At 72.2% G+C, this 24,917-nt stretch carries 24 protein-coding genes and 5 tRNA genes; 12 read left to right on the top strand and 17 right to left on the bottom strand.

Features of this window, described 5'->3' with window-relative positions:
* The first annotated feature begins 18 nt into the window (after window positions 1-18).
* Together ACFYOB_RS28885 and ACFYOB_RS28880 are read left to right on the top strand one after the other, a co-directional pair.
* Window positions 19-432 carry an SsgA family sporulation/cell division regulator gene (locus ACFYOB_RS28885; protein ID WP_030011909.1) on the top strand — a complete coding sequence of 138 codons (414 nt, stop codon included), beginning with the start codon at window positions 19-21 and terminating at the stop codon, window positions 430-432.
* Window positions 433-645: 213 nt separating this feature from the next.
* Complete coding sequence (locus tag ACFYOB_RS28880; protein ID WP_388564375.1) at window positions 646-1,281, top strand: CGNR zinc finger domain-containing protein; 636 nt, start codon at window positions 646-648, stop codon at window positions 1,279-1,281.
* A 222-nt stretch (window positions 1,282-1,503) separates the two neighbouring features.
* Here the strand turns inward: ACFYOB_RS28880 and ACFYOB_RS28875 are convergent, their stop codons facing one another.
* The gene (locus ACFYOB_RS28875; RefSeq protein ID WP_388564372.1) at window positions 1,504-1,953 is read right to left on the bottom strand and encodes a hypothetical protein; all 450 of its coding nucleotides are present in this window, start codon (window positions 1,951-1,953) and stop codon (window positions 1,504-1,506) included.
* 166 nt (window positions 1,954-2,119) lie between these two features.
* Here ACFYOB_RS28875 and ACFYOB_RS28870 point away from each other — a divergent pair, with 166 nt between their 5' ends.
* Window positions 2,120-2,623: a DsbA family protein gene (locus tag ACFYOB_RS28870; protein WP_388564369.1), complete on the top strand. Its 504-nt coding sequence runs from the start codon at window positions 2,120-2,122 to the stop codon at window positions 2,621-2,623.
* Between the two features lie 6 nt (window positions 2,624-2,629).
* On the opposite strand, the gene ACFYOB_RS28865 is transcribed toward ACFYOB_RS28870, so the two are convergent.
* The 3 genes from ACFYOB_RS28865 to ACFYOB_RS28855 form a co-directional block, all read right to left on the bottom strand.
* The gene (locus tag ACFYOB_RS28865) at window positions 2,630-3,454 is read right to left on the bottom strand and encodes a GNAT family N-acetyltransferase (protein WP_388564366.1); all 825 of its coding nucleotides are present in this window, start codon (window positions 3,452-3,454) and stop codon (window positions 2,630-2,632) included.
* Window positions 3,455-3,519: 65 nt separating this feature from the next.
* The gene (locus tag ACFYOB_RS28860) at window positions 3,520-4,341 is read right to left on the bottom strand and encodes an aminotransferase class IV (RefSeq protein ID WP_388564364.1); all 822 of its coding nucleotides are present in this window, start codon (window positions 4,339-4,341) and stop codon (window positions 3,520-3,522) included.
* Complete coding sequence (locus ACFYOB_RS28855) at window positions 4,338-5,402, bottom strand: chorismate-binding protein (protein ID WP_388564361.1); 1,065 nt, start codon at window positions 5,400-5,402, stop codon at window positions 4,338-4,340. Before ACFYOB_RS28855 ends, ACFYOB_RS28860 begins: the two co-directional genes overlap by 4 nt.
* 180 nt (window positions 5,403-5,582) lie before the next feature.
* Here ACFYOB_RS28855 and ACFYOB_RS28850 point away from each other — a divergent pair.
* The 5 genes from ACFYOB_RS28850 to ACFYOB_RS28830 all read left to right on the top strand — a co-directional run bounded on the left by ACFYOB_RS28850 (window position 5,583) and on the right by ACFYOB_RS28830 (window position 6,060).
* Window positions 5,583-5,655, top strand: a tRNA-Gly gene (locus tag ACFYOB_RS28850).
* A gap of 42 nt (window positions 5,656-5,697) precedes the next feature.
* Window positions 5,698-5,771, top strand: a tRNA-Cys gene (locus ACFYOB_RS28845).
* Window position 5,772: 1 nt separating this feature from the next.
* A tRNA-Val gene (locus ACFYOB_RS28840) sits at window positions 5,773-5,844 on the top strand.
* A gap of 19 nt (window positions 5,845-5,863) precedes the next feature.
* Window positions 5,864-5,935 (top strand) — tRNA-Val (locus ACFYOB_RS28835).
* Window positions 5,936-5,988: 53 nt separating this feature from the next.
* Window positions 5,989-6,060 (top strand) — tRNA-Val (locus ACFYOB_RS28830).
* Between the two features lie 235 nt (window positions 6,061-6,295).
* Here ACFYOB_RS28830 and ACFYOB_RS28825 read toward each other — a convergent pair.
* Window positions 6,296-6,505: a hypothetical protein gene (locus ACFYOB_RS28825; protein WP_388564509.1), complete on the bottom strand. Its 210-nt coding sequence runs from the start codon at window positions 6,503-6,505 to the stop codon at window positions 6,296-6,298.
* A gap of 527 nt (window positions 6,506-7,032) precedes the next feature.
* On the opposite strand from ACFYOB_RS28825, the gene ACFYOB_RS28820 reads away from it, so the two are divergent.
* Window positions 7,033-8,226 (top strand): serine/threonine-protein kinase, encoded by a 1,194-nt coding sequence (locus tag ACFYOB_RS28820; protein ID WP_388564358.1) that lies wholly within the window; start codon window positions 7,033-7,035, stop codon window positions 8,224-8,226.
* A gap of 4 nt (window positions 8,227-8,230) precedes the next feature.
* Here the strand turns inward: ACFYOB_RS28820 and ACFYOB_RS28815 are convergent, their stop codons facing one another.
* From ACFYOB_RS28815 to ACFYOB_RS28780, 8 genes are all read right to left on the bottom strand, one after another.
* Window positions 8,231-9,049 carry a TrmH family RNA methyltransferase gene (locus ACFYOB_RS28815; RefSeq protein WP_388564355.1) on the bottom strand — a complete coding sequence of 273 codons (819 nt, stop codon included), beginning with the start codon at window positions 9,047-9,049 and terminating at the stop codon, window positions 8,231-8,233.
* A 42-nt stretch (window positions 9,050-9,091) separates the two neighbouring features.
* Window positions 9,092-10,327 (bottom strand): uroporphyrinogen-III C-methyltransferase, encoded by a 1,236-nt coding sequence (gene cobA / locus ACFYOB_RS28810; protein ID WP_388564352.1) that lies wholly within the window; start codon window positions 10,325-10,327, stop codon window positions 9,092-9,094.
* Window positions 10,328-10,605: 278 nt separating this feature from the next.
* Window positions 10,606-13,683 (bottom strand): nicotinate-nucleotide--dimethylbenzimidazole phosphoribosyltransferase, encoded by a 3,078-nt coding sequence (gene cobT / locus ACFYOB_RS28805; protein WP_388564349.1) that lies wholly within the window; start codon window positions 13,681-13,683, stop codon window positions 10,606-10,608.
* A 274-nt stretch (window positions 13,684-13,957) separates the two neighbouring features.
* Window positions 13,958-15,166 carry a precorrin-6y C5,15-methyltransferase (decarboxylating) subunit CbiE gene (gene cbiE / locus ACFYOB_RS28800; protein WP_388564347.1) on the bottom strand — a complete coding sequence of 403 codons (1,209 nt, stop codon included), beginning with the start codon at window positions 15,164-15,166 and terminating at the stop codon, window positions 13,958-13,960.
* A gap of 76 nt (window positions 15,167-15,242) precedes the next feature.
* On the bottom strand, window positions 15,243-15,953 hold the full coding sequence (locus ACFYOB_RS28795; RefSeq protein ID WP_388564344.1) for a GNAT family N-acetyltransferase: 711 nt from the start codon (window positions 15,951-15,953) through the stop codon (window positions 15,243-15,245).
* A gap of 204 nt (window positions 15,954-16,157) precedes the next feature.
* The gene (locus ACFYOB_RS28790) at window positions 16,158-17,021 is read right to left on the bottom strand and encodes a MetQ/NlpA family ABC transporter substrate-binding protein (RefSeq protein WP_388564341.1); all 864 of its coding nucleotides are present in this window, start codon (window positions 17,019-17,021) and stop codon (window positions 16,158-16,160) included.
* Between the two features lie 94 nt (window positions 17,022-17,115).
* The gene (locus tag ACFYOB_RS28785) at window positions 17,116-17,784 is read right to left on the bottom strand and encodes a methionine ABC transporter permease (RefSeq protein ID WP_388564338.1); all 669 of its coding nucleotides are present in this window, start codon (window positions 17,782-17,784) and stop codon (window positions 17,116-17,118) included.
* Window positions 17,781-18,863 carry a methionine ABC transporter ATP-binding protein gene (locus ACFYOB_RS28780; RefSeq protein ID WP_388564335.1) on the bottom strand — a complete coding sequence of 361 codons (1,083 nt, stop codon included), beginning with the start codon at window positions 18,861-18,863 and terminating at the stop codon, window positions 17,781-17,783. Before ACFYOB_RS28780 ends, ACFYOB_RS28785 begins: the two co-directional genes overlap by 4 nt.
* A 564-nt stretch (window positions 18,864-19,427) precedes the next feature.
* On the opposite strand from ACFYOB_RS28780, the gene ACFYOB_RS28775 reads away from it, so the two are divergent.
* Both ACFYOB_RS28775 and ACFYOB_RS28770 read left to right on the top strand, forming a co-directional pair.
* Entirely contained in the window at window positions 19,428-19,796 is a 369-nt protein-coding gene (locus tag ACFYOB_RS28775; protein ID WP_328924782.1) for a hypothetical protein, read from the top strand.
* Window positions 19,789-20,205 (top strand): hypothetical protein, encoded by a 417-nt coding sequence (locus ACFYOB_RS28770; protein ID WP_388564332.1) that lies wholly within the window; start codon window positions 19,789-19,791, stop codon window positions 20,203-20,205. Before ACFYOB_RS28775 ends, ACFYOB_RS28770 begins: the two co-directional genes overlap by 8 nt.
* Here ACFYOB_RS28770 and ACFYOB_RS28765 read toward each other — a convergent pair.
* The 3 genes from ACFYOB_RS28765 to ACFYOB_RS28755 form a co-directional block, all read right to left on the bottom strand.
* Window positions 20,202-20,705: a GNAT family N-acetyltransferase gene (locus tag ACFYOB_RS28765; RefSeq protein WP_362397223.1), complete on the bottom strand. Its 504-nt coding sequence runs from the start codon at window positions 20,703-20,705 to the stop codon at window positions 20,202-20,204. The genes ACFYOB_RS28770 and ACFYOB_RS28765 overlap by 4 nt on opposite strands.
* Before the next feature lie 37 nt (window positions 20,706-20,742).
* Window positions 20,743-21,264, bottom strand: a complete 522-nt coding sequence (locus tag ACFYOB_RS28760; RefSeq protein ID WP_388564329.1) for a sigma-70 family RNA polymerase sigma factor — start codon at window positions 21,262-21,264, stop codon at window positions 20,743-20,745.
* Window positions 21,265-21,337: 73 nt separating this feature from the next.
* On the bottom strand, window positions 21,338-22,501 hold the full coding sequence (locus ACFYOB_RS28755) for a glycerophosphodiester phosphodiesterase (RefSeq protein ID WP_388564326.1): 1,164 nt from the start codon (window positions 22,499-22,501) through the stop codon (window positions 21,338-21,340).
* Window positions 22,502-22,773: 272 nt separating this feature from the next.
* On the opposite strand from ACFYOB_RS28755, the gene ACFYOB_RS28750 reads away from it, so the two are divergent.
* Window positions 22,774-23,403, top strand: a complete 630-nt coding sequence (locus tag ACFYOB_RS28750; protein ID WP_112453204.1) for a 1-acyl-sn-glycerol-3-phosphate acyltransferase — start codon at window positions 22,774-22,776, stop codon at window positions 23,401-23,403.
* 7 nt (window positions 23,404-23,410) lie between these two features.
* On the opposite strand, the gene ACFYOB_RS28745 is transcribed toward ACFYOB_RS28750, so the two are convergent.
* Window positions 23,411-24,886 (bottom strand): membrane-associated oxidoreductase, encoded by a 1,476-nt coding sequence (locus ACFYOB_RS28745; RefSeq protein ID WP_388564323.1) that lies wholly within the window; start codon window positions 24,884-24,886, stop codon window positions 23,411-23,413.
* Between the last annotated feature and the right edge of the window lie 31 nt (window positions 24,887-24,917).

Raw genomic sequence — 24,917 nt, 5'->3', positions numbered from 1 at the left:
CGAAAGGCCCTGGCGCTTATGAACACCACGGTCAGCTGCGAGCTGCACCTGCGCCTCGTTGTGTCGAGCGAGTCCTCACTGCCTGTTCCCGCGGGCCTGCGGTATGACACGGCCGACCCCTACGCCGTGCACGCCACCTTCCACACCGGCGCCGAGGAAACGGTCGAATGGGTATTCGCCCGCGACCTCCTCGCGGAGGGCCTCCACCGGCCCACCGGTACCGGCGACGTCCGCGTCTGGCCCTCCCGCAGCCACGGTCAGGGCGTCGTCTGCATCGCCCTGAGCTCACCGGAGGGAGAAGCGCTGCTCGAAGCACCCGCCCGAGCACTCGAGTCGTTCCTCAAGCGGACGGACGCAGCGGTCCCACCCGGGACCGAGCACCGGCACTTCGATCTCGACAAGGAGCTCTCCCACATCCTGGCCGAAAGCTGAGCCAGGCCTACAGCCGATCGACACCGTCCGACTCGGGGCGACGGTGTGCGTCGGACAACCACATACGGCAGTGCCGGCGCTGTTCACGCGGGAGCCACCCGTGCGGACGGCGCCGGTGTGCGTGGAGACCCCCTTCCGCAGCAACCCGCCAGAGTCGGCCCCCAGCGGCGGCAGCAGCCCGTCGCCGCAGGCCCGGCCCTTGAGGGAGACCCCGTGCAGATCCCCCACGACACCCGTCGCGCGCTCGACGTCGTCGTCGCGCTGGTGAACACCGCGGCCGAGGCGGACCAGCCCGACGGACTCTCGGACATCAGCGCGCTGCGCGACTTCGTACAGGAGTACTCGATCAGCGACGTCGGCGAGCTGGGCGCCCGCGACCTGGCCGGGGTCCGTACGGTGCGCGGCAAGTTCGCCCAGGTCTTCGCCGCACCGAACTCGCGTGCGGCATCCGCGCTGATCAACGAACTGGTCGCGACGGCCGGCACCACCCCGCAGCTGACCGACCACGACGGCTACGACTGGCACGTGCACTATTTCGCGCCGGGCGCCTCGGTGGGCGACCACCTGGCAGCCGACGGCGGCATGGCGCTGGCCTTCATCGTGGTCTCCGGCGAGCAGGAACGGCTGCGGCGCTGCGAGGCCCCGGACTGCCGGCGCGCCTTCGTGGACCTGTCGCGGAACCGCTCGCGGCGCTACTGCGACAGCCGGACCTGCGGGAACCGGCTGCACGTGGCGGCGTACCGGGCCCGGCGCAAGGAAGCCGACGCGAGCCCCTCGGAGCAGGGACGGTCAGAGCAGGAACAGATCGTGGACGGCGGCGAGCAGCAGCAGGACGCCGATCACGGCTAGGAAGATCATCAGGGGCGGCTGGGAAAGGGCGAAGAGGCAGCCTCGCGGCTCCTCGGCGACAGGGGCGGGTACCGGCGCGGGCACCGAGGGCTCACTCTGCGATGTCTCGAGCATGTCGGGCCGATGATGGCGCAGCGCGCCCCCATCCGTCCCTCAACACGCCAAGATCCGCCCGGCACTTCGCCCGATCTCGTGGACCTGGGCGCCCCCGGCCCCGGCCGGTCAGATCCCGTGCTTCTTGAGGATGGCCTCGATGTCCGAGAAGTCGTCCGCGGGGGCGGCGGCCGACGGATTCTGGCGAGCGGTGGGCTGGGGGCGGCTGCCGGCGCCCAGGGACGGCGCGGAAGCGGCCGGGGCGACGGCCTCCCGGCCCGGACTCCCCTTGGCGGCCTTGGCCGGCTTCTCGGACGTCCCGAGCCTGCGGCGCTCGACGCGGCGGGTGGTGACGAGGAGCAGCCAGGCGAGCCCGAGCAGGCCGAAGCCGGCCCAGACGGTCGGGTTGAAGACGATTCCGGACACCCACTCCACGAGGCCCGTCATCACGAGGGCGACGGGCACCAGCGCGTACGCGGCGATCCGCGTCGCGGCCAGGAAGCGCCTGCGGTAGGCGGTCAGCGCGGCGATGCCCAGGCCCGCCGCGGACACCGCGGCACAAATGGTCTCGGCGAGCATGCGGTCCTCCAGGTGTGGGCGGTCTGTCCCTATCCATCCTGCCCCGGGGGCACCGTACGAGCCAGGTCCACGGCCGCTGCCGCACGGATCTCCGGGACATCTCCGGGTCGCGCCTCCTCCCCGGGTACCGGTGGGTGGGCGCGTGCGGGCCTGGGAGACTGTCCGTATGACCGATTCCGTGATCCTCGAAGTCTGGTGCGAACTGCAGTGCCCGGACTGCCACAGCGCGCTGGACGACGTACGCGCCCTGCGGGCCCGCTACGGCGACCGGCTGGACATCCGGCTGCGCCACTTCCCCCTGGAGAAGCACAAGCACGCCTTCGCCGGGGCGCAGGCCGCCGAGGAGGCCGTGGAGCAGGGGCAGGGCTGGCCGTACGCGGAGGCCGTGCTGGCGCGCACCGCGGAGCTGGGCGAGCGCGGCGAGCCGGTGCTGCTGGACGTGGCGCGTGAACTGGGTCTCGACGTCGAGGAGTTCGACACCGCCCTGATCGACGGGCGGCACATCCTGATCGTCGACGCCGACCAGGCGGAGGGCGAGGCGATCGGCGTGACCGGCACCCCGACGTACGTGATCGGCGGCGAACGCCTGGACGGCGGCAAGAGCCAGGACGGCCTGCGCGCCCGGATCGAGGAGATCGCGGACCGCCTGCTGGCCTCCGACCGGGCCTGATCCGGCCTAGATCAGGTCCTTGACGTAGTTGAAGTTGGTGGGGCGGTAGCCGAGGGACTCGTACAGGCGCAGGGCCGGGGTGTTGTCGGTGAAGACGTGGAGCCCGAGCACGCGGTGGCCCCCGGCGAGGGCCGTGCGCTCGGCGAGCAGCATCAGGTGGCGGCCGTGCCCCCGGCCCCGGTACTCGGCGTCGACCTCGACGTCGAAGACGTACGCGCCCTCGTCCCCGGGTGCGAGCCACACATGGCCGACGGGCACTCCGGCCGCCTCCAGGACGATGAAGTCGGTTCCGGGGGTGGCCAGGCCCTGCGGCAGCTGGGTCTCGTGGTCGGCCACCGACTTCGCGTGCGCGGCCTGCGCGGACATGCCGCGGCTGGTCCAGCCGGCGGCGTAGGACTCGATGGCCCCGGCGTTCCAGACCTCGTACTCGGCGTCCGTCATCGGGCGGCCGAGCAGTCCTTCGGGCAGAGCGGGCGGCTCGGCCGGCAGGTCCTTGACCATGTTGCGGCTGTACTCGGTGTACCCGAGGGCCTCGGCCATGCGCAGGCCGCCCGCCGAGTCGGCCGGGACGGCTACGCGGACCCGGCGGCAGCCCCAGCCGCGCAGCACTTCCTCGGCGGCGAGCGCGGCCACCGTGGCCCTCCCCCGCCGACGGTCGCCCTCGTCGACGCTCAGGTCGCGGATCTCGCCGACCGTCGGCCCGAAGGGGGTGTCGGAGGCGATCAGCAGGGCGCCGACGCGCCTGCTGTTGACCCGGATCTCGTACGGACGCGTCCGCGCCCCCGTCGTGGTCTGCTGGAGCGGCCCGGACGGCCGCAGGGTGGTGGTCATTGGTCGAGTTCTACCCGCCCCGAGGCCGCCGCGACAGCCTTTATCCGTCCGAAGGACCTGGGGGCCTAGGGGTCGAGTTCCGTGCCCGCCTTGGCGTCGAAGATCCGCATGGCCTCGGCCGTGACCGGGCCCGGGCCCGCGGCGAGCTCGCGGCCGTCGATCCGCGTGACCGCCTGGACGTCGCGCAGCGAGGAGGTCAGGAAGACCTCCTCGGCCTGCTCCAGCACCTCGAAGGGCAGGTCGGTCTCCTTGGCCCCGGCCCATTCGACGACGAGGGCGCGGGTGATGCCGGCAAGGCAGCCCGAGGCCAGGGGCGGGGTGTGCAGTTGGCCGTCGAGCACGACGAAGACGTTGGAGCCGGTGCCCTCGCAGAGCTGTCCGACGGTGTTGGCGAGGAGTGCCTCCGAGGCCCCGGCCCGGGCGGCGGTCGCCAGTGCGACGACGTTCTCGGCGTACGAGGTGGTCTTGAGGCCTGCCACGGCGGAGCGCTCGTTGCGGACCCAGTCCACCGTGACGACGGCGGTGGTGTCCGGGCGGCGGGGGGACTCCACCACTGCGGCGATCAGGGTGGGCGCGGCCTCGCCGCGGTCGGAGCCGAGCGGGGAGACGCCGCCGGTGTAGGTGACGCGCAGCCGCCCGAACGGCACCGGGTTGGCTTCCAGTACGGCCGCGCAGGCCCGGCGCACCTCGTCGTGGTCGGGGTCCGGCAGGCCCAGTCCGCGGGCCGAGCGCGTCAGCCGGTCGAGGTGGCGGGTGAGCGCGAAGGGCTTGCCGCGCTCCGCCTTGAGGGTCTCGAAGACGCCGTCACCCACGGTCAGCCCGTGGTCGAAGACGGACACCCTCGCGTCGTCGACGTCCCGCAGAGCTCCGTCGAGCCAGATTTTCACCGTACGGCCCCTCTCATGGTCCCGTTCTCGTGGGTTCCAGACGCTACCCGCAGCAGGCGGGCGGCCTTCAGTTCGGTCTCGGCCCACTCGCGGTCGGGGTCGGAGCCCCAGGTGATGCCCGCGCCGGTGCCGAACAGCAGGCGGGGGCCGCCGGGGGCTTCCCGGTCGATCCAGAAGGTGCGGATGCCGACGGCCAGCTCGCCGGTGCCCTGGTCGGCGTCGACCCAGCCGATGCCGCCGCAGTAGGGGCCGCGGGGAGCGGTCTCCAGGGTCTCGATGATCCGCAGGGCGGAGGATTTGGGCGCTCCGGTGACGGAGCCGGGCGGGAAGGTGGCGGCGAGCAGCTCCGGCCAGCCGACGCCGTCGGCGAGTTCGCCGCTCACGGTGGAGACGAGGTGGACCAGGCCCGGGTGCTCCTCGACGGCGCACAGCTCGGGGACGGTGACGGAGCCCGTGGCGCAGACCCGGCCGAGGTCGTTGCGTACGAGGTCCACGATCATCACGTTCTCGGCGTGGTCCTTGGGGAGCAGGTCTTCGGCGGTGCGGCCGGTGCCCTTGATGGGGCCGGAGTCGACGCGGCGGCCGGTGCGGCGCAGGAACAGCTCCGGGGAGGCGGTGGCGATCTCGACGCCGTGCGCGGGGAGCCGAATCGTTCCTGCGTAGGGCGCGGGGTTGCCGCGCGCGAGGAGCGCGGTGAGCGCGTCGACATCGGCATCGGCCGGGTGGGGCAGCGGCGCGGACATCACCCGGCAGAGATTGGCCTGGTAGACCTCGCCGGCGGCGATGTGCTCGCGGATGCGGCGGACGCCGGCCACGTACGCGGCCCGGTCGAGCGAGGAGGACCACTCGTCGGCGGCGGGACCCCGCCAGGCGCCCGGTGCGGGCGCGGGGACGGGGTCGGGGCGTATGTCCCCGAAGCGCGCGCAGACGAGCCGCCCTTCGAAGTCGGCGGCCACCGCCCAGAAGCCGGTGGAGTCCAGGGCCGCGGGGTCGCTGGTGACATCTCGGAGGTCGGTCGCGAGAAGGCCGCCGAAGCGGGCCAGAGGAGGCAGGTCGTGCACGGCTGCGAGTCTATGACCGGTGACGCGGCGGCGCCGGTGGGGTGAGCAGCAGGTGACCGGTGGTGATCGAGCGGCAGCACGCTGCGGAAACGCGTTTTTGAGCTGGCCCGGTAATCCGCTAGAGTTCAACACGTCGCCAGGGAGCGAAGGGGAAAAACCCCGGAGCGAACACGGTGACCTGCGGACGTAGCTCAGTTGGTAGAGCACCACCTTGCCAAGGTGGATGTCGCGAGTTCGAGTCTCGTCGTCCGCTCGAAGTGGGGGATTTTCTTCCCGAGGACCCCTGCAGCTCCATGGTGGAGTGGCCGAGAGGCGAGGCAACGGCCTGCAAAGCCGTCTACACGGGTTCAAATCCCGTCTCCACCTCCAAGGACGATTAGCTCAGCGGGAGAGCGCTTCCCTGACACGGAAGAGGTCACTGGTTCAATCCCAGTATCGTCCACTGATCCGCAAGGATCCCCGCGCGATTAGCTCAGCGGGAGAGCGCTTCCCTGACACGGAAGAGGTCACTGGTTCAATCCCAGTATCGCGCACGCAGTACCAAAGCATTACCTGCCTGACCTGCGGCTTTCGAGCCGTGGAGCCCGCGCGATTAGCTCAGCGGGAGAGCGCTTCCCTGACACGGAAGAGGTCACTGGTTCAATCCCAGTATCGCGCACCGCCCGGAAGCCCCGGCCGTCTCGACGGCCGGGGCTTCTGCGTTCCTCCGGACCGCCTTCCGGACCGCCTCCACGACGGGGGGCCCGCACGCAAAAAGGGTGCTGCCGGTACGACTCCCCAGTCGCACCGGCAGCACCCTTCACCTGCCGTCCGTCGCCACGCCCCCGTCCCCACGGGGTGTGACAAAGGCGGATGTCCCGGCCCGGGCCGCTCTCCCGGACCCGGGGCGCCGCTCAGCGCCCCAGCATCGCGCCCACGGACGACGCCTGCGCCGCCACCTGCTCGAAGCCTCCGAAGAGGAAGAGCAGGAGGGCGGCCAGGGGGAGCACCATGGCTGCGGCCACCAGCGGGTGGCGCGTACCGGACTCATGGCCGTTGAACGCGAATGCCTTGCGTCCCTGCCGTGCGATGTCCGCCATGGTCCTCTCCCTGTCGTCTGGCAGCGGCGGGCTTGTGACCTCGGGGGACGAGTGCGCCACCCGCCGCTTGTCTTCAACACTAGGCACGCGGAAGGCTCCTGGCCTCATGCCCTCGTACCCATTGCCGGGCCTCCCGGAGGATGACGGGCTCACCCCCGCGTACTCCCCTGGGTGGAGACCGGTCCCCCGGCATCGGGGTCTTCCCGGAGGGGGTCACCGGAGCGTAGTGACTTCGCTCACTTCCGTCACTCCCCGTTCATGCGTGTCCGCCGACGAGGGGCGGCGGAGATCGACTCGCGGGCGGCCGGCGGACAGCCGCCCCCCGCCGGGCCGGAGGGGATGCCGGATCCCCAATCCCCTTACCCGAAAGGGTGTTTGACCCGGCCGGTCCGCTCCCCATCCGGGCCGGACGAAGTCCCTGATACTCCCTCAAGTGCGCTGTGCAGCACTGACGATCGAATCCCCCGGCGAGGGCGCGGCCTCTGAGCGCACATGCCGGATGGTCCGTAAGCTGTGCCACGTCAACAGGACGACCGGGCAGCGGGGTGGACATGGCGATGATGCGGCTCCGGCGCGAGGACCCGCGTGTCGTCGGCTCGTTCAGGCTGCACCGACGGCTCGGGGCCGGCGGTATGGGCGTGGTCTACCTGGGGTCCGACCGGCGCGGGCAGCGCGTCGCGCTCAAGGTCATCCGGCCGGATCTGGCCGAGGACCAGGAGTTCCGCTCCCGGTTCGCCCGCGAGGTGTCCGCCGCCCGGCGGATCCGCGGCGGGTGCACCGCCCGTCTGGTGGCCGCGGACCTGGAGGCCGAGCGGCCCTGGTTCGCCACCCAGTACGTCCCCGGGCCCTCCCTGCATGACAAGGTGGCCGAGGAAGGCCCCCTGACGGCCGCGCAGATCGCCGCCATCGGCGCCGCGCTCTCCGAAGGGCTGGTCGCCGTGCACGAGGCGGGGGTCGTCCACCGGGACCTCAAGCCCTCGAACATCCTGCTCTCCCCGAAGGGCCCTCGGATCATCGACTTCGGGATCGCCTGGGCCACCGGGGCGAGCACCCTCACCCACGTGGGGACGGCCGTCGGCTCCCCCGGTTTCCTCGCGCCAGAACAGGTGCGCGGCGCCGCCGTCACCCCGGCCACCGACGTCTTCGCCCTCGGCGCCACCCTCGCCTACGCGGCGACGGCGGACTCGCCCTTCGGGCACGGCAGTTCCGAGGTCATGCTGTACCGCGTGGTGCACGAGGAGCCGCACCTCGTCGGGGTTCCGGACGCGCTCGCACCCCTCGTACGGGCCTGCCTGGCCAAGGATCCCGAGGAGCGGCCCAGCACGCTCCAGCTCTCGATGCGGCTCAAGGAGATCGCGTCGCGCGAGGCACAGGGCCTGTCCGACGGTCGCCCGCCGGCGCAGCGCGCCCGCGCGGAGCAGCAGCAGCCCACCGGCCGGCTTCCCGAGGAGTACGCGGAGCGTACGGAGCGCCGTACGGGCGGCAGCACCACGCCCCGGGCCCAGGGCGAGCCGCACAGCGGACCGCACTCGCGGCCCTCGTCCCCCCGTAACCCGCGGGGTGCGGCGGGCCCGTCCTCCCGGCCGACCGCGGGGCGTACGGGCGGCCGCCCGGCCCCCCGTACGACGGGGGCGGGGCGGCGCCCTTCACGGCCGGACCCGAAGCTGATGCGGCAGCGGCTGATCGTGTTCGTCGTGGTGACGCTGATCGTGGCCCTGGGCATCGCCGCCGCCCAGAAACTCTGATCCGCTACGGGGCTTCGCGACCCTGGGCCACGGCGTAGAAGGCGACCGCGGCCGCGGCGCCCACGTTCAGCGAGTCCACGCCGTGCGCCATGGGGATGCGCACCCATTCGTCGGCGGCGACCAGCGCCTGCGTGGACAGGCCGTCCCCTTCGGCGCCGAGCATCAGCGCCACGCGCTCCAGGGACTGGGGCGCGGCCACGTCGATCGGCGAGGCCTTCTGGTGCGGGGTCAGGGCGAGCAGCTTGAAGCCGGCCTCGCGGACCGAGTCCAGGCTCTTGGGCCAGGCGTCCAGACGGGCGTAGGGGACGGAGAAGACCGCGCCCATGGAGACCTTCACCGAACGGCGGTAGAGCGGGTCCGCGCAGTCGGGCGACAGCAGCACCGCGTCCATGCCGAGGGCCGCGGCGCTGCGGAAGATGGCCCCGATGTTGGTGTGGTCGTTGACCGCTTCCATGACGACCACGCGGCGGGTGGTGGCGAGCAGGTCCTCGGCCGTGGGCAGCGGCTTGCGCTGCATGGAGGCGAGGGCGCCGCGGTGCACGTGGTAGCCGGTGACGCGTTCGGCGAGCTCCGGGCTGACGGCGTAGACCGGGGCGGGGAGTTCGTCGATCACGTCGCGCATGACGTCGACCCACTTGGCCGAGAGCAGCATCGAGCGCATCTCGTACCCGGCGTCCTTGGCCCGTCTGATGACCTTCTCGCCCTCGGCGATGAAGAGCCCTTCCGCGGGCTCGCGCCTGCGCCGCAGTTCGACGTCGGTCAGGCCCGTGTAGTCGCGCAGGCGCGGGTCGTCGGGGTCCTCGACGGTGATGAGATCAGCCACAGGGTGATACTGCCTTGTCCTGGGTGTGGTGCCAACGGCCTGTCAGGCGCTGGTGGTGGGGAGAGTCGGGGTGCCGACGCGGACGACCTCGCCGATGACGATGACCGCGGGCGGGCGGACCTCCTGCTCGCGGACGGTCGCGCCGACCGTGGCGAGGGTCGCGTCCACCCGGCGCTGGGTGGCGGTGGTGCCTTCCTGGATCACCGCGACGGGGGTGTCGGCGGAGCGGCCGTGGCGCACGAGCGCCTCGGCGATCAGGCCGATCTTGTCCACGCCCATGAGGATCACCAGGGTGCCGGTGAGCTTGGCGAGGGAGGCCCAGTCCACGAGCGAACGCGGGTCGTCGGGGCCGACGTGGCCACTGACCACGGTGAACTCGTGGGCCACGCCCCGGTGGGTGACCGGGATACCGACGGCGCCGGGCACCGAGATGGAGCTGGAGATGCCGGGAACGACGGTGCAGGAGATGCCGGCCTCGGCGAGGGCCTGGAGCTCCTCCATGCCGCGGCCGAAGACGTACGGGTCCCCGCCCTTGAGCCGGACCACGGCCTTGCCGGCCTTGGCGTGCTCGATCAGGGCGTTGTTGATGGCCTCCTGGGCCATGTACCGGCCGTACGGGATCTTCGCAGCGTCGATGACCTCGACGTGCGGGGGGAGCTCGTCGAGCAGGTCGCGGGGGCCGAGCCGGTCGGCGATGACGACATCGGCCTCGGCGAGGAGGCGGCGGCCGCGCACGGTGATGAGGTCGGGGTCGCCGGGGCCGCCGCCGACGAGGGAGACGCCGGGGGTCGACTTGTGCCGGTGGCCGGGGGCGGCGAGGGTGCCGTCGCGCAGGCCCTCGACGACGGCGTCGCGGACGGCGGCGGAGCGGCGGGGGTCGTTGCCCGTCAGCACGGCGACGGTGACGCCCTCGATGCGGCCGGTGGCCGGGGTCCAGGCGGTGGCGGCAGAGGCGTCGTCGGCGCGCACGCACCAGACGCGCTCGCGCTCGGCCTCGGCGGAGGCGCGCTCGTTGGCCTCGCGGTTCTGGGTGGCGATGAGGGCGTACCAGGCGTCGGCGAGGTCGCCGTCCTCGTAGCGGCGGCGCTCCCAGCGGATCTCGCCGGTCTCGGCCATGGCGTCCACGGAGGGGGTGGCCGAGGGCGAGACGAGCAGGACGTCGGCGCCGGCCGCGATCAGGGCGGGGAGGCGCCGCTGGGCGACCTGTCCGCCGCCGATGACGACGACGCGGCGGCCGGCCAGACGGAGTCCTACGGGGTAGGCGGGGTGTTCGGCCATGGCGGTGCGGCTCCTGAGGGCGGCGGTGCGTTTGCGTGCCGCTGCGGCGTTGGAGCGGCGGGGTACTGACGTGCGGTTATGTGGTGCGGGTCCACCATACGGCGCGGGCCGGGCGGTGGCGCGGGGCGGGCCCGCTGCGGTGCCTCCGGGGCTCCGCCCCGGACCCAGCGCCTCGAACTCCCCCCGGCCGCCTCCCCCGGGCGGGGCGGGACGTGACACAGGCCGTCCGCCAGGCGCGCGGTCCGGGGGCGGGGCCCCCGGCCGCGGCAACCCGCGGACTACTTCTCGGTGACGCCGGCGGAGTCGAACGTGGCGACCTCGTGCATCGCGCGGGCCGCGCTCTGGACCAGGGGGAGGGCCAGGAGTGCGCCCGTGCCCTCGCCGAGGCGGAGGTCCAGGTCGACGAGCGGGCGCAGGCCCAGCTTGTTGAGCGCCGCGACGTGGCCCGGCTCCGCGCTGCGGTGGCCCGCGATGCACGCCGACAGCGACTCGGGGGCGATGGCGCGGGCCACCAGGGCGGCAGCGCCGGCGCTGACGCCGTCCAGGATGACCGGCGTACGCAGGGAGGCGCCGCCGAGGAGGAGGCCGACGATCGCCGCGTGCTCCAGGCCGCCGATGGCCGCGAGGACGCCGACCGGGTCCGCCGGGTCCGGCTGGTGGAGTTCCAGGGCGCGGCGTACGACCTCGACCTTGCGGGCGTGGGTCTCGTCGTTGATGCCCGTGCCGCGGCCGGTGACCTCCGCCGGGTCCACCCCGGTGAAGACCGAGATCAGCGCGGCGGACACCGTGGTGTTCGCGATGCCCATCTCGCCGGTGAGCAGGGCCTTGTTGCCCGCCGCGACCAGGTCGCGGGCGGTCTCGATGCCGACCTCGATCGCCGCGACGGCTTCCTCGCGGGTCATCGCGGGGCCGACGGACAGGTCGGCCGTGCCCGGGCGGACCTTGCGGGGCAGCAGACCGGGGGTGGCGGGCAGGTCGCCCGCGACGCCGACGTCGATCACGCAGACCTCGGCGCCGACCTGGTTGGCGAAGGCGTTGCAGACCGCTCCGCCGCCCAGGAAGTTGGCCACCATCTGGGTGGTGACCTCCTGCGGCCACGGGGTGACGCCCTGGGCGTGCACGCCGTGGTCACCGGCGAAGATCGCGACGGCGGCGGGCTCCGGGATCGGCGGCGGGCAGACCCGGGAGAGGCCGCTGAGCTGGGCGGAGATGATTTCGAGCATGCCCAGGGCCCCGGCGGGCTTGGTCATGCGCTTCTGCCGCTCCCACGCCTCGCCGAGCGCCTTCGCGTCGAGCGGGCGGATGCTGGCGACCGTCTCCGAGAGCAGGTCGTGCGGCTCCTCGCCGGGCAGCGCGCGGCGCCCGTACGTCTCCTCGTGGACGACCCACGAGAGCGGCCGGCGCTTCGACCAGCCGGCCTGCAGGAGCTCGGGCTCCTCGGGGAACTCGTCGACGTAGCCGACGCACAGGTACGCGACGACCTCCAGGTGCTCCGGCAGGCCGAGTTCGCGGACCATCTCGCGCTCGTCGAAGAAGCTGACCCAGCCGACGCCGAGGCCTTCGGCGCGCGCGGCGAGCCAGAGGTTCTCGACGGCGAGGGCCGAGGAGTACGGGGCCATCTGCGGCTGGGTGTGCCTGCCGAGGGTGTGGCGGCCGCCGCGGGTGGGGTCGGCGGTGACGACGATGTTCACCGGGGTGTCGAGGATGGCCTCGATCTTGAGTTCCTTGAACTGCTTCGCCCGGGCCTTGGGCAGGGAGTTCGCGTAGGCCTCGCGCTGGCGCTGGGCGAGCTCGTGCATCGTCTGGCGGGTCTCGGCGGAGCGGATGACGACGAAGTCCCAGGGCTGGGAGTGGCCGACGCTGGGCGCGGTGTGGGCCGCCTCCAGGACGCGCAGGAGCACCTCGTGCGGGATCGGGTCGGTGCGGAAGCCCTTGCGGATGTCACGGCGCTCGCGCATGACGCGCAGGACGGCCTCGCGCTCGGCGTCGTCGTAGGCGGGAGCGGCCTCGCCCGCGGCGGGCTCGGCCGGGACGGCGACGGGCTCGGGCTGCGGCTCCGCCTCGGCGGCGACCGGCTCGGGCTCGGCCGGTACGGGCTCGGCCGGTACGGGCTCCGGCGCCGGCTGCTGCTCCTGCTCCGGCTGCAGCTCCTGCACCTGCGCCTGCACCGCCTGAACGGGCTCGGCGGCGACCGGCTCGGGCTCGGCGGGAACGGGTCCGGCCGGTACGGGCTCGGCCTCGACGACCGGCTCGACCGCTGCGGGAGCGGCCTGCTCCTGTACCGGCTGCTCGGGAACGGCCTGCTCGGGTACGGGCTGCGGCTCGGGCACCACGACGGGCTCGGGCTCCGGCGCCTGGGCCACCGTTTCGGCGGGGGCGGGCACAGCCTCGGGCTGCGGCTCAGGCTGGGGCTGCGGCTCAGGCTGCGGCTGGGACTGGGGCTCCGGAGCGACGGCCTCGACCGCCACGGGGGCCGGTACGGGCTCCGGGGCGGCCTCGACGGCCACCGGCTGCGGCTGCGGCTGCGGCGCAGCCTCGGCGACCGGCTCCGGGGCGGGCACGGGCGCGGGCTCGGGCGCGGCCTCGGGAGCCGCAGCTGCCAGGACGGGCTCCGCCACCGGCTCGGGGGCGAACGCCGGCGCCGGCGCGGGCTCCGGCGTCCACGGCGCGCCGGCCTGCGGGGGGATCTCGCCGAGCTGCGGCGCGGGGGCGGCGACGGCCTCCGTGCGCGGGACGTCCAGGTATTCGAGGCCCGTGGTCGGCGGCCCCGCTTGGTGGACCGGAGCGGCCGGAGCGGGCGTCGCGGCCGGACCGCGGTCCGCGAGGGACCGTACGACTCCGCCGTTGGCCTCGGGCATCGGCGGGCCCATGTGCAGCGGGCGTCGGACCGGAGCGGCCTGGGCGACGGCGGGGGCGGGGGCCGCGGGCGGCGGCACGACGAGTCCGCCGAGGTCGAGCGCGCCGGAGTCACGGCCGCCCGTCTCGTGGGCGTCGGCGCCGTAGGAGGGGTACTCGGGGTACGCGGCGGGCTCCGCGTACGCCACCGGCGCCTCGGGGTACGAGGGCTCGGCGCCGTAGGGCGCGTCGGCGTACGGCTGGGGCTCGGCCTGCGGGTTCTCGACGGGGAAGGAGGGGGCCTGCGGGACGACCTGCGGGTCGCTCCACGCACCCTGGCCGCTCGGCATCAGCAGCAGTTCCTCGTCCTCGGGCTCGGCCGGGTCGTCCACGAGGTCCTGGAAGGCGTAGCCCGGGGGAAGCGGCGGCGGGAGCTGGACCGGAGCGGGGATGCCCTGCTGATCCACCATGCCCGCGTTGTCCGGGTGACCCTCGCCCGGGACCTGGCCGGTGTCAGTCATGCGTACCCCTCGCCCATCGGTGTTGCCTCTTCGATCGCCCGGTCGCCCACAAGGCCGCCGCGCGGAGTTTCCGTGCGGGGTTGCCGTGCGGCACCAGCGCCTCACGTGCACCTGCGCGACAACCACTAAGCATTGTCGCGCCCGTTAGCCACCGCGGCGGCCATTACCGCCACGGTCCACTGTGGACTGCGCCACGTCGCGCGTCATCCCGTGCCGTGATGCCCGAATCGTCCTGGGCAGTACGACGATCGGCCAGCCTACCCCGGCTCTCACCTCAGCGGGTCACGGGGCGTTCGGCTGCCAGGAGGAAGACGACGGAACGCTCCTGTTCGGCCCAGGTGCGGGTGTCCAGGCCGACGGACTGGAGCAGCGCGCACTCCACCTCGTAACCGTGTTCGGTGAGCGTGCGGCCGATGGCCTCCGCCTCGTCGCGCGTGGAGGCGTGGCTGACGATCCGTTCGGGGCGGCGGTCGGCGACGGCCGCGACGACCTGGGCTCCCCCGCCGCCGACGCGTACGACGTCGGGTTCGGGCAGGTTCTCCAGTACGTGGGGTGCCCGCCCGGCGACGACCTGGAGCTGCACGCCCCGCTTGCGGGCGGCGGCAGTTACGCGTTCGCAGGCGCCCGGGTCGGCGTCCACGGCGATGACGGCGGCGCCGAGCGCGGCGGCGTCCACGGCGAGGCCGCCGGAGCCGGCGCCGATGTCCCAGACGAGGTCGCCGGTACGGGGGCCGAGCCGGGCGAGCTGGGCGGCGCGCAGCTGGGCGGACTCGCCTTCGCCGGTGTCGGCCTGGGGTCTGGCCCAGCCGCGTCCGGCGGCCTGGGCCTGGGCCGGACTCTGGCCGAGCAGCCAGGCCGGTTCGGCGGCCAGGGCCTGTCCGCTTCCGCCGATGACGATGACGACGTTCGGGTCGCGCCAGGTGTGGTCCGCGGCCCGGTCGGAGGTGAGGACGCTCACCTGCTCCTTGTCGGTACCGAGTTCCTCGCAGATGACGAAGGTGCGGTGGACTCCGTCGAGGAGCAGCGCGAGTTCGGCGGGGCCGGCGCCGGGCGAGGTGAGGACGGCGACCTTGCCGTGGGCGCGGATGACGTTGACGGCGCGGCGCAGGGTGCGGGGGTGGGCGACGACGACCTGGGCGTCGTCCCAGGGCATGCCGGCCCGGGCGAAGGCGGCGGCGACGGAGGAGACGGCCGGGACGACCTCGACCTCCAGGCCGTGTTCGGGAGCGCGCAGGGTGCGTACGACGCCGAAGAAGCCGGGGTCTCCGTCGGCGAAGACGACGGCGGTGCCGCGGTGGCCCGCGATGCGGCGGGCGGCGAGTCCGAGGCTGCCCAGGCGGATGCGTTCGGCCGCGGGCGGGACCTCGGGAAGGGCGAGGTGGTGGGCCGCGCCGGCCACGAGGGTGGCGGCGGAGAGCGCTGACCGGGCGGCCGCGGTCAGGGGCGAGCCGTCCCAGCCGATCACCGTGACCCGGTCGGCCATCGTCGTCAGTCTCCTGGAGTGGGGGCAGGCGCAGTTTCGTCGGGTTCGGGCACGGTGAGACTACCTGGTCATCGGTTCATTTCCAGTCGGCGCCGACGCGGTGGCCGGTCGCGTCGGCCCGCTGTCCGTAGGCGTTGTCCGCGGTGTAGGCGTCGTACCCCTCGCGGTAGCCGCCGTAGTCGGCATAGTCGCCGTACCCCTCCGCGTCGTCGAGGTCCTCGGGGACCAGGCTCCAGACGATGAGGTCGGTGCGGGTGTCGGTCCAGTCGCCGTCGGCCGTCTGCGTGCGCACTATCCACGCGTTGCGCAGGACGCCCTCGCTGATGCAGCCGATCTTCTGGGCCACCTGCTGGGAGGCGGTGTTGTCGGCGGGTGTGCGCAGTTCGAGGCGTTCGAAGCCCTGCTCGCGGAAGAGCCATTGGGCGACGGCGAGTACGGACTCGCTGGCGTAGCCCTCGCCGCGGGCCCAGGGGGCGGTGACGTAGCCGACCTCGGTGGAGCGGGTGCGCCAGTTGGTGTTCTGGAGGTGGATGACGCCGACGAGGCGGTGGGTGAGGAACTCGGTGACGGCGAGGGCGAGACCGCGGCCCTCGGTGCGTTCGGCGTGGGACTGCCGGGTGGCCCAGCCGTGCGCGTCGGCCTGGGTGTAGGGGTGCGGGACGGTCGTCCAGGCGGTGACGTTCTCGTCGTTCATCATTTCGGTGAGCGCCGTGACGTCCTCTTCCTCGAAGGGGCGCAGCACCAGCCGGTCCGTGCTGATGGTGACGTCCGGGAAGGTGGTAGTCATGCGCAGCTCCATGCCTGAGACCGTGGTGCGGGACCGTTTGTGCGGGTCGTAGGCCACAGCATGCAGCATCGACCGGGGGATGTGCAGGGCCGGGTTGCCCGCGGGCGGGCACCGTTCGGCCCCGCGCGCCGACAGGGGCGTGCGGGGCCGAGATGCCTGACCGGAAGGGGTGGCCGGAAGGTGTGGCCGGATCCGGCCGGTGGCTCAGGAGGCCGGGGCGGCGAAGGCCGGGACGACCGAGCCCTGGTACTTCTCCTCGATGAACTTCTTGACCTCGTCGGAGTTCAGGAGCTTGGCGAGCTTCTGGACCCGCGGGTCGTTCTGGTTGCCGTCCTTGACCGCGAGGAAGTTGGCGTACGGGTTGCCCTCGGCCTTCTCCAGGATCAGCGCGTCCTTGGCGGGCGACAGGTTGGCCTCAAGGGCGTAGTTGCCGTTGATGACGGCGGCGTCCACGTCGTTCAGGGCGCGCGGGACCGTGGCGGCCTCCAGCTCCTTGAACTCCAGGCCCTTCTTGTCGGTGATGTCGGACAGCTTGGCGCCGGTGCCGACACCCTCCTTGAGGGTGATCAGGTTGTTCGCGGCGAGCAACTGGAGCGCGCGGCCCTCGTTGGTGGTGTCGTTGGGGACGGCGACGGTCTGGCCGGGCTTGATGTCGCCGATGGCCTTGGCCTTCTTGGAGTAGAGGCCGAGGGGCTCCAGGTGCACGTTGACGACGGGCACGACGGTCGTCTTGTTCTTCTTGTTGAAGTCGTCGAGGTACGGCTTGTGCTGGAAGTAGTTGCCGTCGACCTGGCCCTGCTGGGTGGCGGTGTTCGGCAGGACGTAGTCCGTGAACTCCTTGACCTCCAGCTTGAGGCCTTCCTTGGCGGCGAGCTTGTCCTTGACGAAGTTCAGGATGTCGGCGTGCGGGCTCGGGGAGGCCGCTATGACCAGGGGCTTGCTCTCGTCGGCCTTGCCGCCGTCGGCCTTGGTGGATGACGGGTCCGAGGAGCTGCCGCAGGCGGTGAGGCCGAGGGCGAGCGCGGTGGCGGTGGTGGCGAGGGCGGTGAGCTTGACGTTCTTACGCACGAAGAGTGCCTTTCTTGCATTTACAGGGTGGTGGCCCAAGCACGACAAGTGCGGGCTTTCTTGAGGGGGGAGGTCTTGCGGGCCCGAGGGCTGTTCAGGCCGTCCGGCCGCGGCGGGCCAGGAGCCGGACCGCGCCGTCGCCGAGGAGCTGGATCACCGTGACGATGGCGACCAGGACGACGACGGTGGCGACCATGAAGCCGGTCTCGAAGCGCTGGAAACCGTAGGTGATGGCCTTGGATCCGAGGCCTTCGCCGCCGACCGCGCCGGCCATGGCGGAGTAGCCGACCAGGGTGATGACGGTGGTGGTGACTCCGGCGACGAGGGACGGCAGGGCCTGCGGGAGGAGCACCTTGCCGACGAGGGTGGGGATGCCGCCGCCCATGGACTCGACGGCCTCGATCAGGCCGTGGTCCACCTCGCGGACGGCGGTCTCGACGAGCCGGGCGAAGAAGGGGATGGCGCCGATGGCGAGCGGGACGATCATGGCGGTGGGGCCGATGAAGGTGCCCACGACCGCGGTGGTGACCGGGATCAGGAAGATCAGCAGGATGATGAACGGCAGCGAGCGGCCTATGTTCACGATCACGCCCAGGACCTTGTTGAGCGGCCGGTTCTGGAGGAGGCCGCCCTTGTCGGTGAGGACCAGCAGGATGCCGATCGGCAGTCCGCCCAGGACGGTCACCAGGGTCGACCACAGCACCATGTAGAGGGTGTCGTAGGTGCCCTGGGTGAGCAGGGGCTGCATTTCGGACCAGGTCACTTCGCACCATCCTTGACCAGTGCGGCCAGTTCGTTGTCGATCTCGTCGGCCTCGGCGGCCTCGTCGGTCCCGTCGGTCCCGTCGACGACGTCGACCTGGAGGCCCTGCTCGCGCAGGAAGCCCACGGGTACGACGTTGTCCTCGTAGCGGCCTGGCAGTTCGATGCGCATGCGGCCGATCTGGCGGCCGGCGACGGTGTCCATCGCGGCGCCGAGGATCGAGATGTCGATGTTGTACGTGCGCGAGAGCTGCGAGATGACCGGCTGGGCGGCGGCATCACCGTGGAAGGTGACGTCGACGACGGTGCGGTCGGGGCCGGTGGCGGCGCCGGTGACGGGGAAGAGTTCACCGGCGAGCTCGGAGCCCGGGGTGGCGAGCAGTTGGGCGACGGTGCCCGATTCGACGATCCGGCCCCGCTTCATCAGGGCGGCCGAGTCGCAGACGGACTTGACCACGTCCATCTCGTGCGTGATGAGCAGAACGGTGAGGCCGAGCTGCTGGTTGAGGTCGCGCAGCAGCTGGAGGATGGAGCGGGTGGTCTCGGGGTCCAGCGCGCTGGTGGCCTCGTCGGAGAGCAGCACCTTGGGGTCGCCGGCCAGGGCGCGGGCGATGCCGACGCGCTGCTTCTGACCGCCGGAGAGCTGGGTGGGGTAGGCCTTGGCCTTGTCGGCGAGGCCGACCAGGTCGAGGAGTTCCAGGGCCTTGCGGGAGCGCTCGCGGCCGGAGACGCCGAGGATCTCCAGGGGCAGCTCGATGTTGCCCTGGACGGTGCGCGAGGACAGCAGGTTGAAGTGCTGGAAGACCATGCCGATGCGGCTGCGGGCCTCGCGGAGGTCCTTGCCGGCGCGGCGGCCGCGGCCCGCCAGAGCGGTGAGGTCGACTCCGTCGACGCTCACGGTGCCGGTGGTGGGGCGCTCCAGCAGGTTCACGCAGCGGATCAGGGAGGACTTGCCGGCGCCGCTCTGGCCGATGACTCCGTAGACCTCGCCCTCGCGGACGTGGAGGTCCACGCCGTCCAGGGCGGTGACCTCGCGGCCACGGGACTGGTAGACCTTCGTGAGGCCCGATGTGGTGATCACAGGATTTCCGTCGCTGTCGAGTGCACGGCAAAGCGGTGCCGGGCACGGGGCAAAGATCTGGGGACGCGATACGGGTCGAAACCGGATGATTCGGCGGTCTCGGCGCGGGCGCGGGGCAGGAGCGGTCCAAGGCGTACGGACAGGCTCGGCCGGTCTCGCTTCGGGGCGCGAGGCTTGCGGAAGGGGCCCTCAGAAGGCGCGCATTCGACACATACAACGAGCACCGGGCGTCATCGTCGCCTCGGTCGCAAGGGTGCGGCAGCTCGTCGTGGTCATGGGCCCAAGTAAAGCAGACCTGTCGCTTCACCGATCAACACTGTCCGGATAGCGGACGGAATTCGCCCGCATACCGGACAACAGCGGCCGGCCCGGTCAGCCGTCCCGGGGCCCGATCAACCACGCCGACCTGCACGGACACGCCCGAAAGGCCCCGTACGGCCACGTGCGCGCCGAGTCCGGCACAGGTGTGCACTGTGGTCAAGACCACCACGGTCGCGTGCGGCCGTCGTGGTGAGCGGGGAGGGTGCGCGCATCGGGTCTTTCGGCCCGTAATACCCTCGCTGCATGCTCGACGCCCTGACGGTCGCCATAGGCGTGGCCGCACTCGCCCTCGCCGCCTGGTGCGGCCACGCCGCATGGCGGGACCAGCCGACCAAGGACTGGCACTTCATCGGCATGGCCGTGGTGACCGTACTGGTCCTGGCCCAGCTGGTGATCGGCCTGGTCATGCTGGCCCGTGGCGAGAAGCCCGACGAGGGCACGGTGATCTTCGTGGCCTACCTGGTGGGCGCCTTCGCGGCGGTACCGGCCGCCGGGATGCTCTCGCTGACCGAGCGGACCAAGTGGGGCTCGGTGACGGTCGCCGCGGGCGCGGTCGTCCTCGCCGTCCTCGAAGTACGGCTCTACGACATCTGGGGGACCGCCGGTGCCTGACACGACGACCGCCACGCCCGCCGGACGCAAGCGGCTCGTCTCCGGGCCGGGGCTGCTCCTGGTGTGGCTGTACGGGGTGATGGTGGTGGGCGCGGTCTCGCGATCGGCGTACCAGATCTCCACCGAGTTCGACCGGGCACCGCTGGCGTACGCGCTGTCCGCCGTAGCCGCGCTGGTCTACGCGTTCATCACGTACTCGCTGGTGCGCGGCGGGGAGACGGCCCGCAAGGCGGCGCTCCTGTGCTGCGCCGCCGAGCTGGCCGGCGTCCTGACGGTGGGCACCTGGACCCTCGTGCGCCCCGACGCCTTCCCCGACGCGACCGTGTGGTCGGACTTCGGGATGGGCTACCTGTTCATCCCGGTGATCCTGCCGATCACCGGGATGCTCTGGCTGCGCAAGAAGGGTTAGGCGCTGACCGCGAAGTCGGTGTCCTTGGCTTCCTTCTCCAGGATCACCAGCCGCACTCCGTCGGAGGCCGTGCGGCCGCCGACCTGGGTGTAGCCGGCCTTGCGGTAGAGCCGCAGGTTGGACTCGCTCTTGTGCCCGGTGTGCAGGCGGAAGCGGGTGGTGGCGCTGTCGCCCGCGAGTGCCTCCTCGACCGCGCGCAGCAGGCGCGCGCCGAGACCGTGGCCCTGCAGCCGGGGGTGGACGCACAGCTTGGCGATCTTCCCGGTACCGTCCTCGTCCACGCTGCCGCGCACGGTGCCGACGACCTCGTCGCCGAGCCGGGCCACCAGTACGGTGTCCGTCGCCAGTTCACCCTTGAGGGAGTCCAGGGACTGGGTGAGCGGCTGGATGAGGTAGTTGCCGTAGAGCTCGGCCTCCCGCTGGAAGGCCAGGTACTGCAGCTTGAAGATCTGCTCAGCGTCCTCGGCAGCCGCCGCCGAAATGGTCACGCTCATGCCCATGTGCGCATGCCTCCCGCTCACCTGGTTGCCCGTTGGTCTACCGCTCCTTTCCCCACAGGCCAGGAGCCGCAACCTCTGCAGCCAGCATTCTGCGCAGACATCCCAGGCAACGGGAACGTACGGGCCCTAAACTTCCTTGTGAGATACCCAACTCTCCTGCGATTTCACGGTAAGTGAGGTCTCTGGGCGAAAGAAGTGCCTTCATCAGCTCCGGGCAGCGTCCGGGCAATCGGGCGACCGCCGACCGGATGGCCTGGGTCGCCTCGCCGTGCAGGAGCGCGTCCTCCGGTTCACCGGCCCCGTCCGTGGGGGTCGCGCCGTACGGGATCTCGCGCCGGGCGCGCCGCCGGGCGAGCCGCGCCTCGGCGCGCACCGCCCGGCGCAGCCAGCGTGCACGGCCGTCGGGGTCCGGGTCGCGGGGGCCGCTCTCCAGCAGCCTGACCCAGACGGCTTGTTCCAGGTCGGCCGCGTCTTCTCCGGTGCCCGGGGCCTCCGCGGCGGCCTCCGCGGAGAGCAGCGGGCCGAGCTTCTCAAAGAGGTCAGCCTTCAGCAGGTCCATGCCGGGCGGGACGAGCGGGCCGGGCCCGGCGGTTTCCCCGCCGGCCCCGGCTCACTCGTTCGGGAAGGTCCGCTCAGCTGTTGACGGGGCGTCGGCCCGGCCGGAAGGCCTCCGCCGCGAGCAGCCCGGTGTCCGGGTTGTCCGTGAAGATGCCGTCGATGCCCTGTTCGAAGTACGTCCGGAAGGCGCCGAAGGCGTCCCCGTACGCGGCCGGATCCGTGCCCTTGCGGAAGTCGGCGGGCAGGAAGCTGTTCTCGTTGCGCGCGGTGTAGGGGTGCAGCACGAGCCCGTGGGCGTGGGCGTCCTTGACCAGGGTGGTCGGGGCACCGAGCTTGCCGGCCGCGTCGCGCGGGAGGATCAGGTCCATGGTGGGGCCGATGCCCTGCGCGAAGCCCGCGATCCAGCGCAGCCCCTCGGGCTTGACCAGGTCCGCGACCGTACGCGGGTCCTTGGCCTGTTCGAAGTCCCAGGGGCGGGTGCCCGCGGCGGAGAGCAGGACCACACGGGGTGCCGAGACCAGCCGGGAGAGCCGCTGGATGCTGGAGGGTTCGAAGGACTGGAGGAACAGGGCCGAATCGCGGCGGTCGCGTCCGTAGCGGCGCAGCAGTTCGGCGAGGGGCTCCTCCAGGCCGAGGCCCAGTGCCCGGAAGTAGCTGGGGTGCTTGGTCTCCACGTGCAGCCAGACCTGCCTGTCGCGCCGGCGGCTCTCCCGGTTGGCCCAGCGCAGGACCTCCTCGAAGGTGGGCACCGCCCACTGGCCGTCGTAGAGCGTGTTGCGCTGGCGGACGGCGGGGATACGTTCCTTCGCGCGCAGGGTCTTGAGCTCGGCGAGGGTGAAGTCCTCGGTGAACCAGCCGGTGACCAAGACCCCGTCCACGGACTTGGTGGTGCGCCGGGAGGCGAACTCGGGATGGTCGGCGACGTCGGTGGTGCCGCCGATCTCGTTCTCGTGGCGGCACACCAGGTGCCCGTCCCGGGTCGGGACCAGGTCCTGCTCGATGACATCGGCGCCCAGGTCGAGGGCGAGCTGGTAGGAGCCGAGCGTGTGCTCCGGCCGGTAGCCGCTGGCCCCGCGGTGGCCGATCACCGTGGGGTAGGGGAGGTCCCGGTAGCCCCCGTCGCCGTGGCCGGCCTCCGAGGCCGTGGCGGTGCCCGCCGCCAGTGCGGTGATCCCGGTTCCGGCCGCCAGGACCGCGGCCCCCAGGACCGTGCGCCGCGCTGCCCCACCCTGTGTCATGAGTGCCACTCCCTGTTACGAAAACGCCCGGATCTGCGTGGCGATCGTAGGCAAAAGGGGATGTCGGCAGGGCCAGCACGCAGGGAACATGGCGCAAACGCACGTCAACACTGCGTATCCATCTCGTGAACCCGATGTGCGATCAGAGCTGACCCGCGAGTATCGTCCTCACCTGCACTACCGCTCTGTGGTGGGTGCGAGAACCGCTTTTCGATGCCGGAGGGCCCACGTTGTTCCGTACGCGCCTCATCAAAGCCACTGTCGGACCGGTCATGCGCCTGATGTTCCGTACCCGTGTGGAGGGCATCGAGAACATTCCGGGCACCGGACCGGTGATTTTGGCGGGCAACCACCTCACCTTCATCGACTCCATGATCCTTCCGCTGGTGTGCGACCGTACGGTCCACTTCATCGGCAAGGACGAGTACGTGACGGGCAAGGGCATCAAGGGCCGCGCGATGGCCTGGTTCTTCACGGGCGCCGGCATGATCCCCGTCGACCGCGACGGGGCCAACGGCGGGGTCGCGGCCCTGATGACCGGGCGCCGGATCCTCGAAGAGGGCAAGATCTTCGGCATCTACCCGGAGGGCACCCGCTCCCCCGACGGCCGCCTCTACCGCGGCCGCACCGGCATCGCCCGGCTGACCCTGATGACCGGCGCCCCCGTGGTCCCGTTCGCGATGATCGGCACCGACAAGCTCCAGCCCGGCGGCGCCGGGATGCCGCGCCCGGGCCGGGTCACCGTCCGCTTCGGCGAGCCGATGGAGTTCTCCCGCTACGAGGGCATGGACCGCGACCGGTACGTGCTGCGCGCGGTCACCGACTCGGTGATGGCCGAGGTCATGCGCCTCTCGGGCCAGGAGTACGTGGACATGTACGCCACCAAGGCCAAGGCTGCCTGAAACCGTTTCACTGGCGCTGGAGTGACCGGCTGACGCCCGCCGCCGTCGTGGTGGCGAGGACCCAGCCGGTCACGATCAGCAGGTACGACAGCCACTGGTACCAGCCGCTCGGCGCGAAGGCCGACTCCTGGCCGAAGCCGATGATCGGCAGCATCAGGTCGATCGTGTAGAAGACGGCGTTGAAGTCCGGCGCCTCCCCCGCCTTCAGCGGCCGGGGCGCGTGCAGACCGTAGGCGATCGAGCCGACGAGCAGGAGCGCCAGCAGCCAGCCGGCCGCGCGCAGCGGCCGGAAGCCGTAGCCGACCGTGACGTCCTGGAGCAGCCCCCAGACCCTGGCGTGCCGGGGCAGTGTGCGACGGTGCCGGCGCAGCTTGGCGAGCTGCACGGTCCGGGCGGCCGCCTCGTCGCCGGCCGTCCGGTAGGCCGCCGCGAGCTGCTCGTAGGCGTACCCGAGGTAGCCCGACTCCTCGCGCTCCAGGACGGGCAGCCGCTGCTCGGCGGGCAGGTGCGGGGCCAGGGTGCGGTAGCTGAGGCCGTCGATGCGGATCTGCGCGGGCCAGGTGTCGGGCGAAATGTGCAGCAGGTCGAACTGCGAGCGGCGCAGGCTCACCACGCCCTGGATGGTGTCGCAGGAGCTCAGCCACACCTCGCCGATCGCGCAGCTGGACGCGCGCAGGGCGACCCCGTCGGGGTTGGCGAACGCGGCACGCCCGAGGTAGAGCTGGCCCGGGATGCGGGATCCCGTCAGGTTGAACGTGCCGCGGGCCTCCAGCCGGTGACCCCGCACGTCGGTGCCGACGGTCAGGTTCTCGGCGTGCAGCGCGATGGCGCCGGGGGCCAGCAGGCGGGCGTCGTTGAGGTTGATCTGGCCGCCGACCGTGGTGCCGTTGATGCGGGTCTGGCCGTGGACGGTGAGCTCCATGGCGATGACGTCCGTGCCGATGTCGGCGTGGCTGACCTGGAGCGGGGGCTCCTGGTCCGCTTCGCCGGCGTCGAAGCGCCCGATGACGGCCTTTCTGAGGAAGAGGCCTCCGGCTATCCGGGCTCCCGCGAGCCGGACCGGTCCGGTGATCCGGCAGCAGGACAGCCGCAGCGCGACGTCGACGCGGACGGTCGCGCCGCTCAGTCCGGGCAGCGTCGAGTCGTTCAGGGTCAGGGCGCGCAACTGGGCCCCGTAGATGTTGGGTTTGCGCTCGAACCAACACGCGCGCAGCCGGATCGGGTGCTCGACGACGGCGTACATGAGGTCGAGTTTTCCTGTGATCCTGGCACCCCGGACGTTGAGTCCGGCGACCTGCCCCTCGGCCCGGTGCCTGCCCAGCAGCAGGGCGGTGAGCACCTCGGCGCGTACGGTCCGCTCGGGCCCCCAGCCGGCACCGGCGGAACCGTTCTCCTCCGGGTCCTCCCGGAAATCGACGCGCTCACCACGCGGGAAGGCGTCCCATACGCGGCGTTCGGCCGGGGTCAGATCGTTGATCTCCATCGCCGGGATGGTGTCCCGGGGTCAGACGGGC

It is taken from the genome of Streptomyces sp. NPDC006463 (assembly GCF_042870715.1).
In the GTDB taxonomy this organism is placed as follows: domain Bacteria; phylum Actinomycetota; class Actinomycetes; order Streptomycetales; family Streptomycetaceae; genus Streptomyces.
The sequence above is the reverse complement of the archived record's forward strand: the minus strand, read 5'-3'. Positions and strand labels throughout refer to the sequence as shown.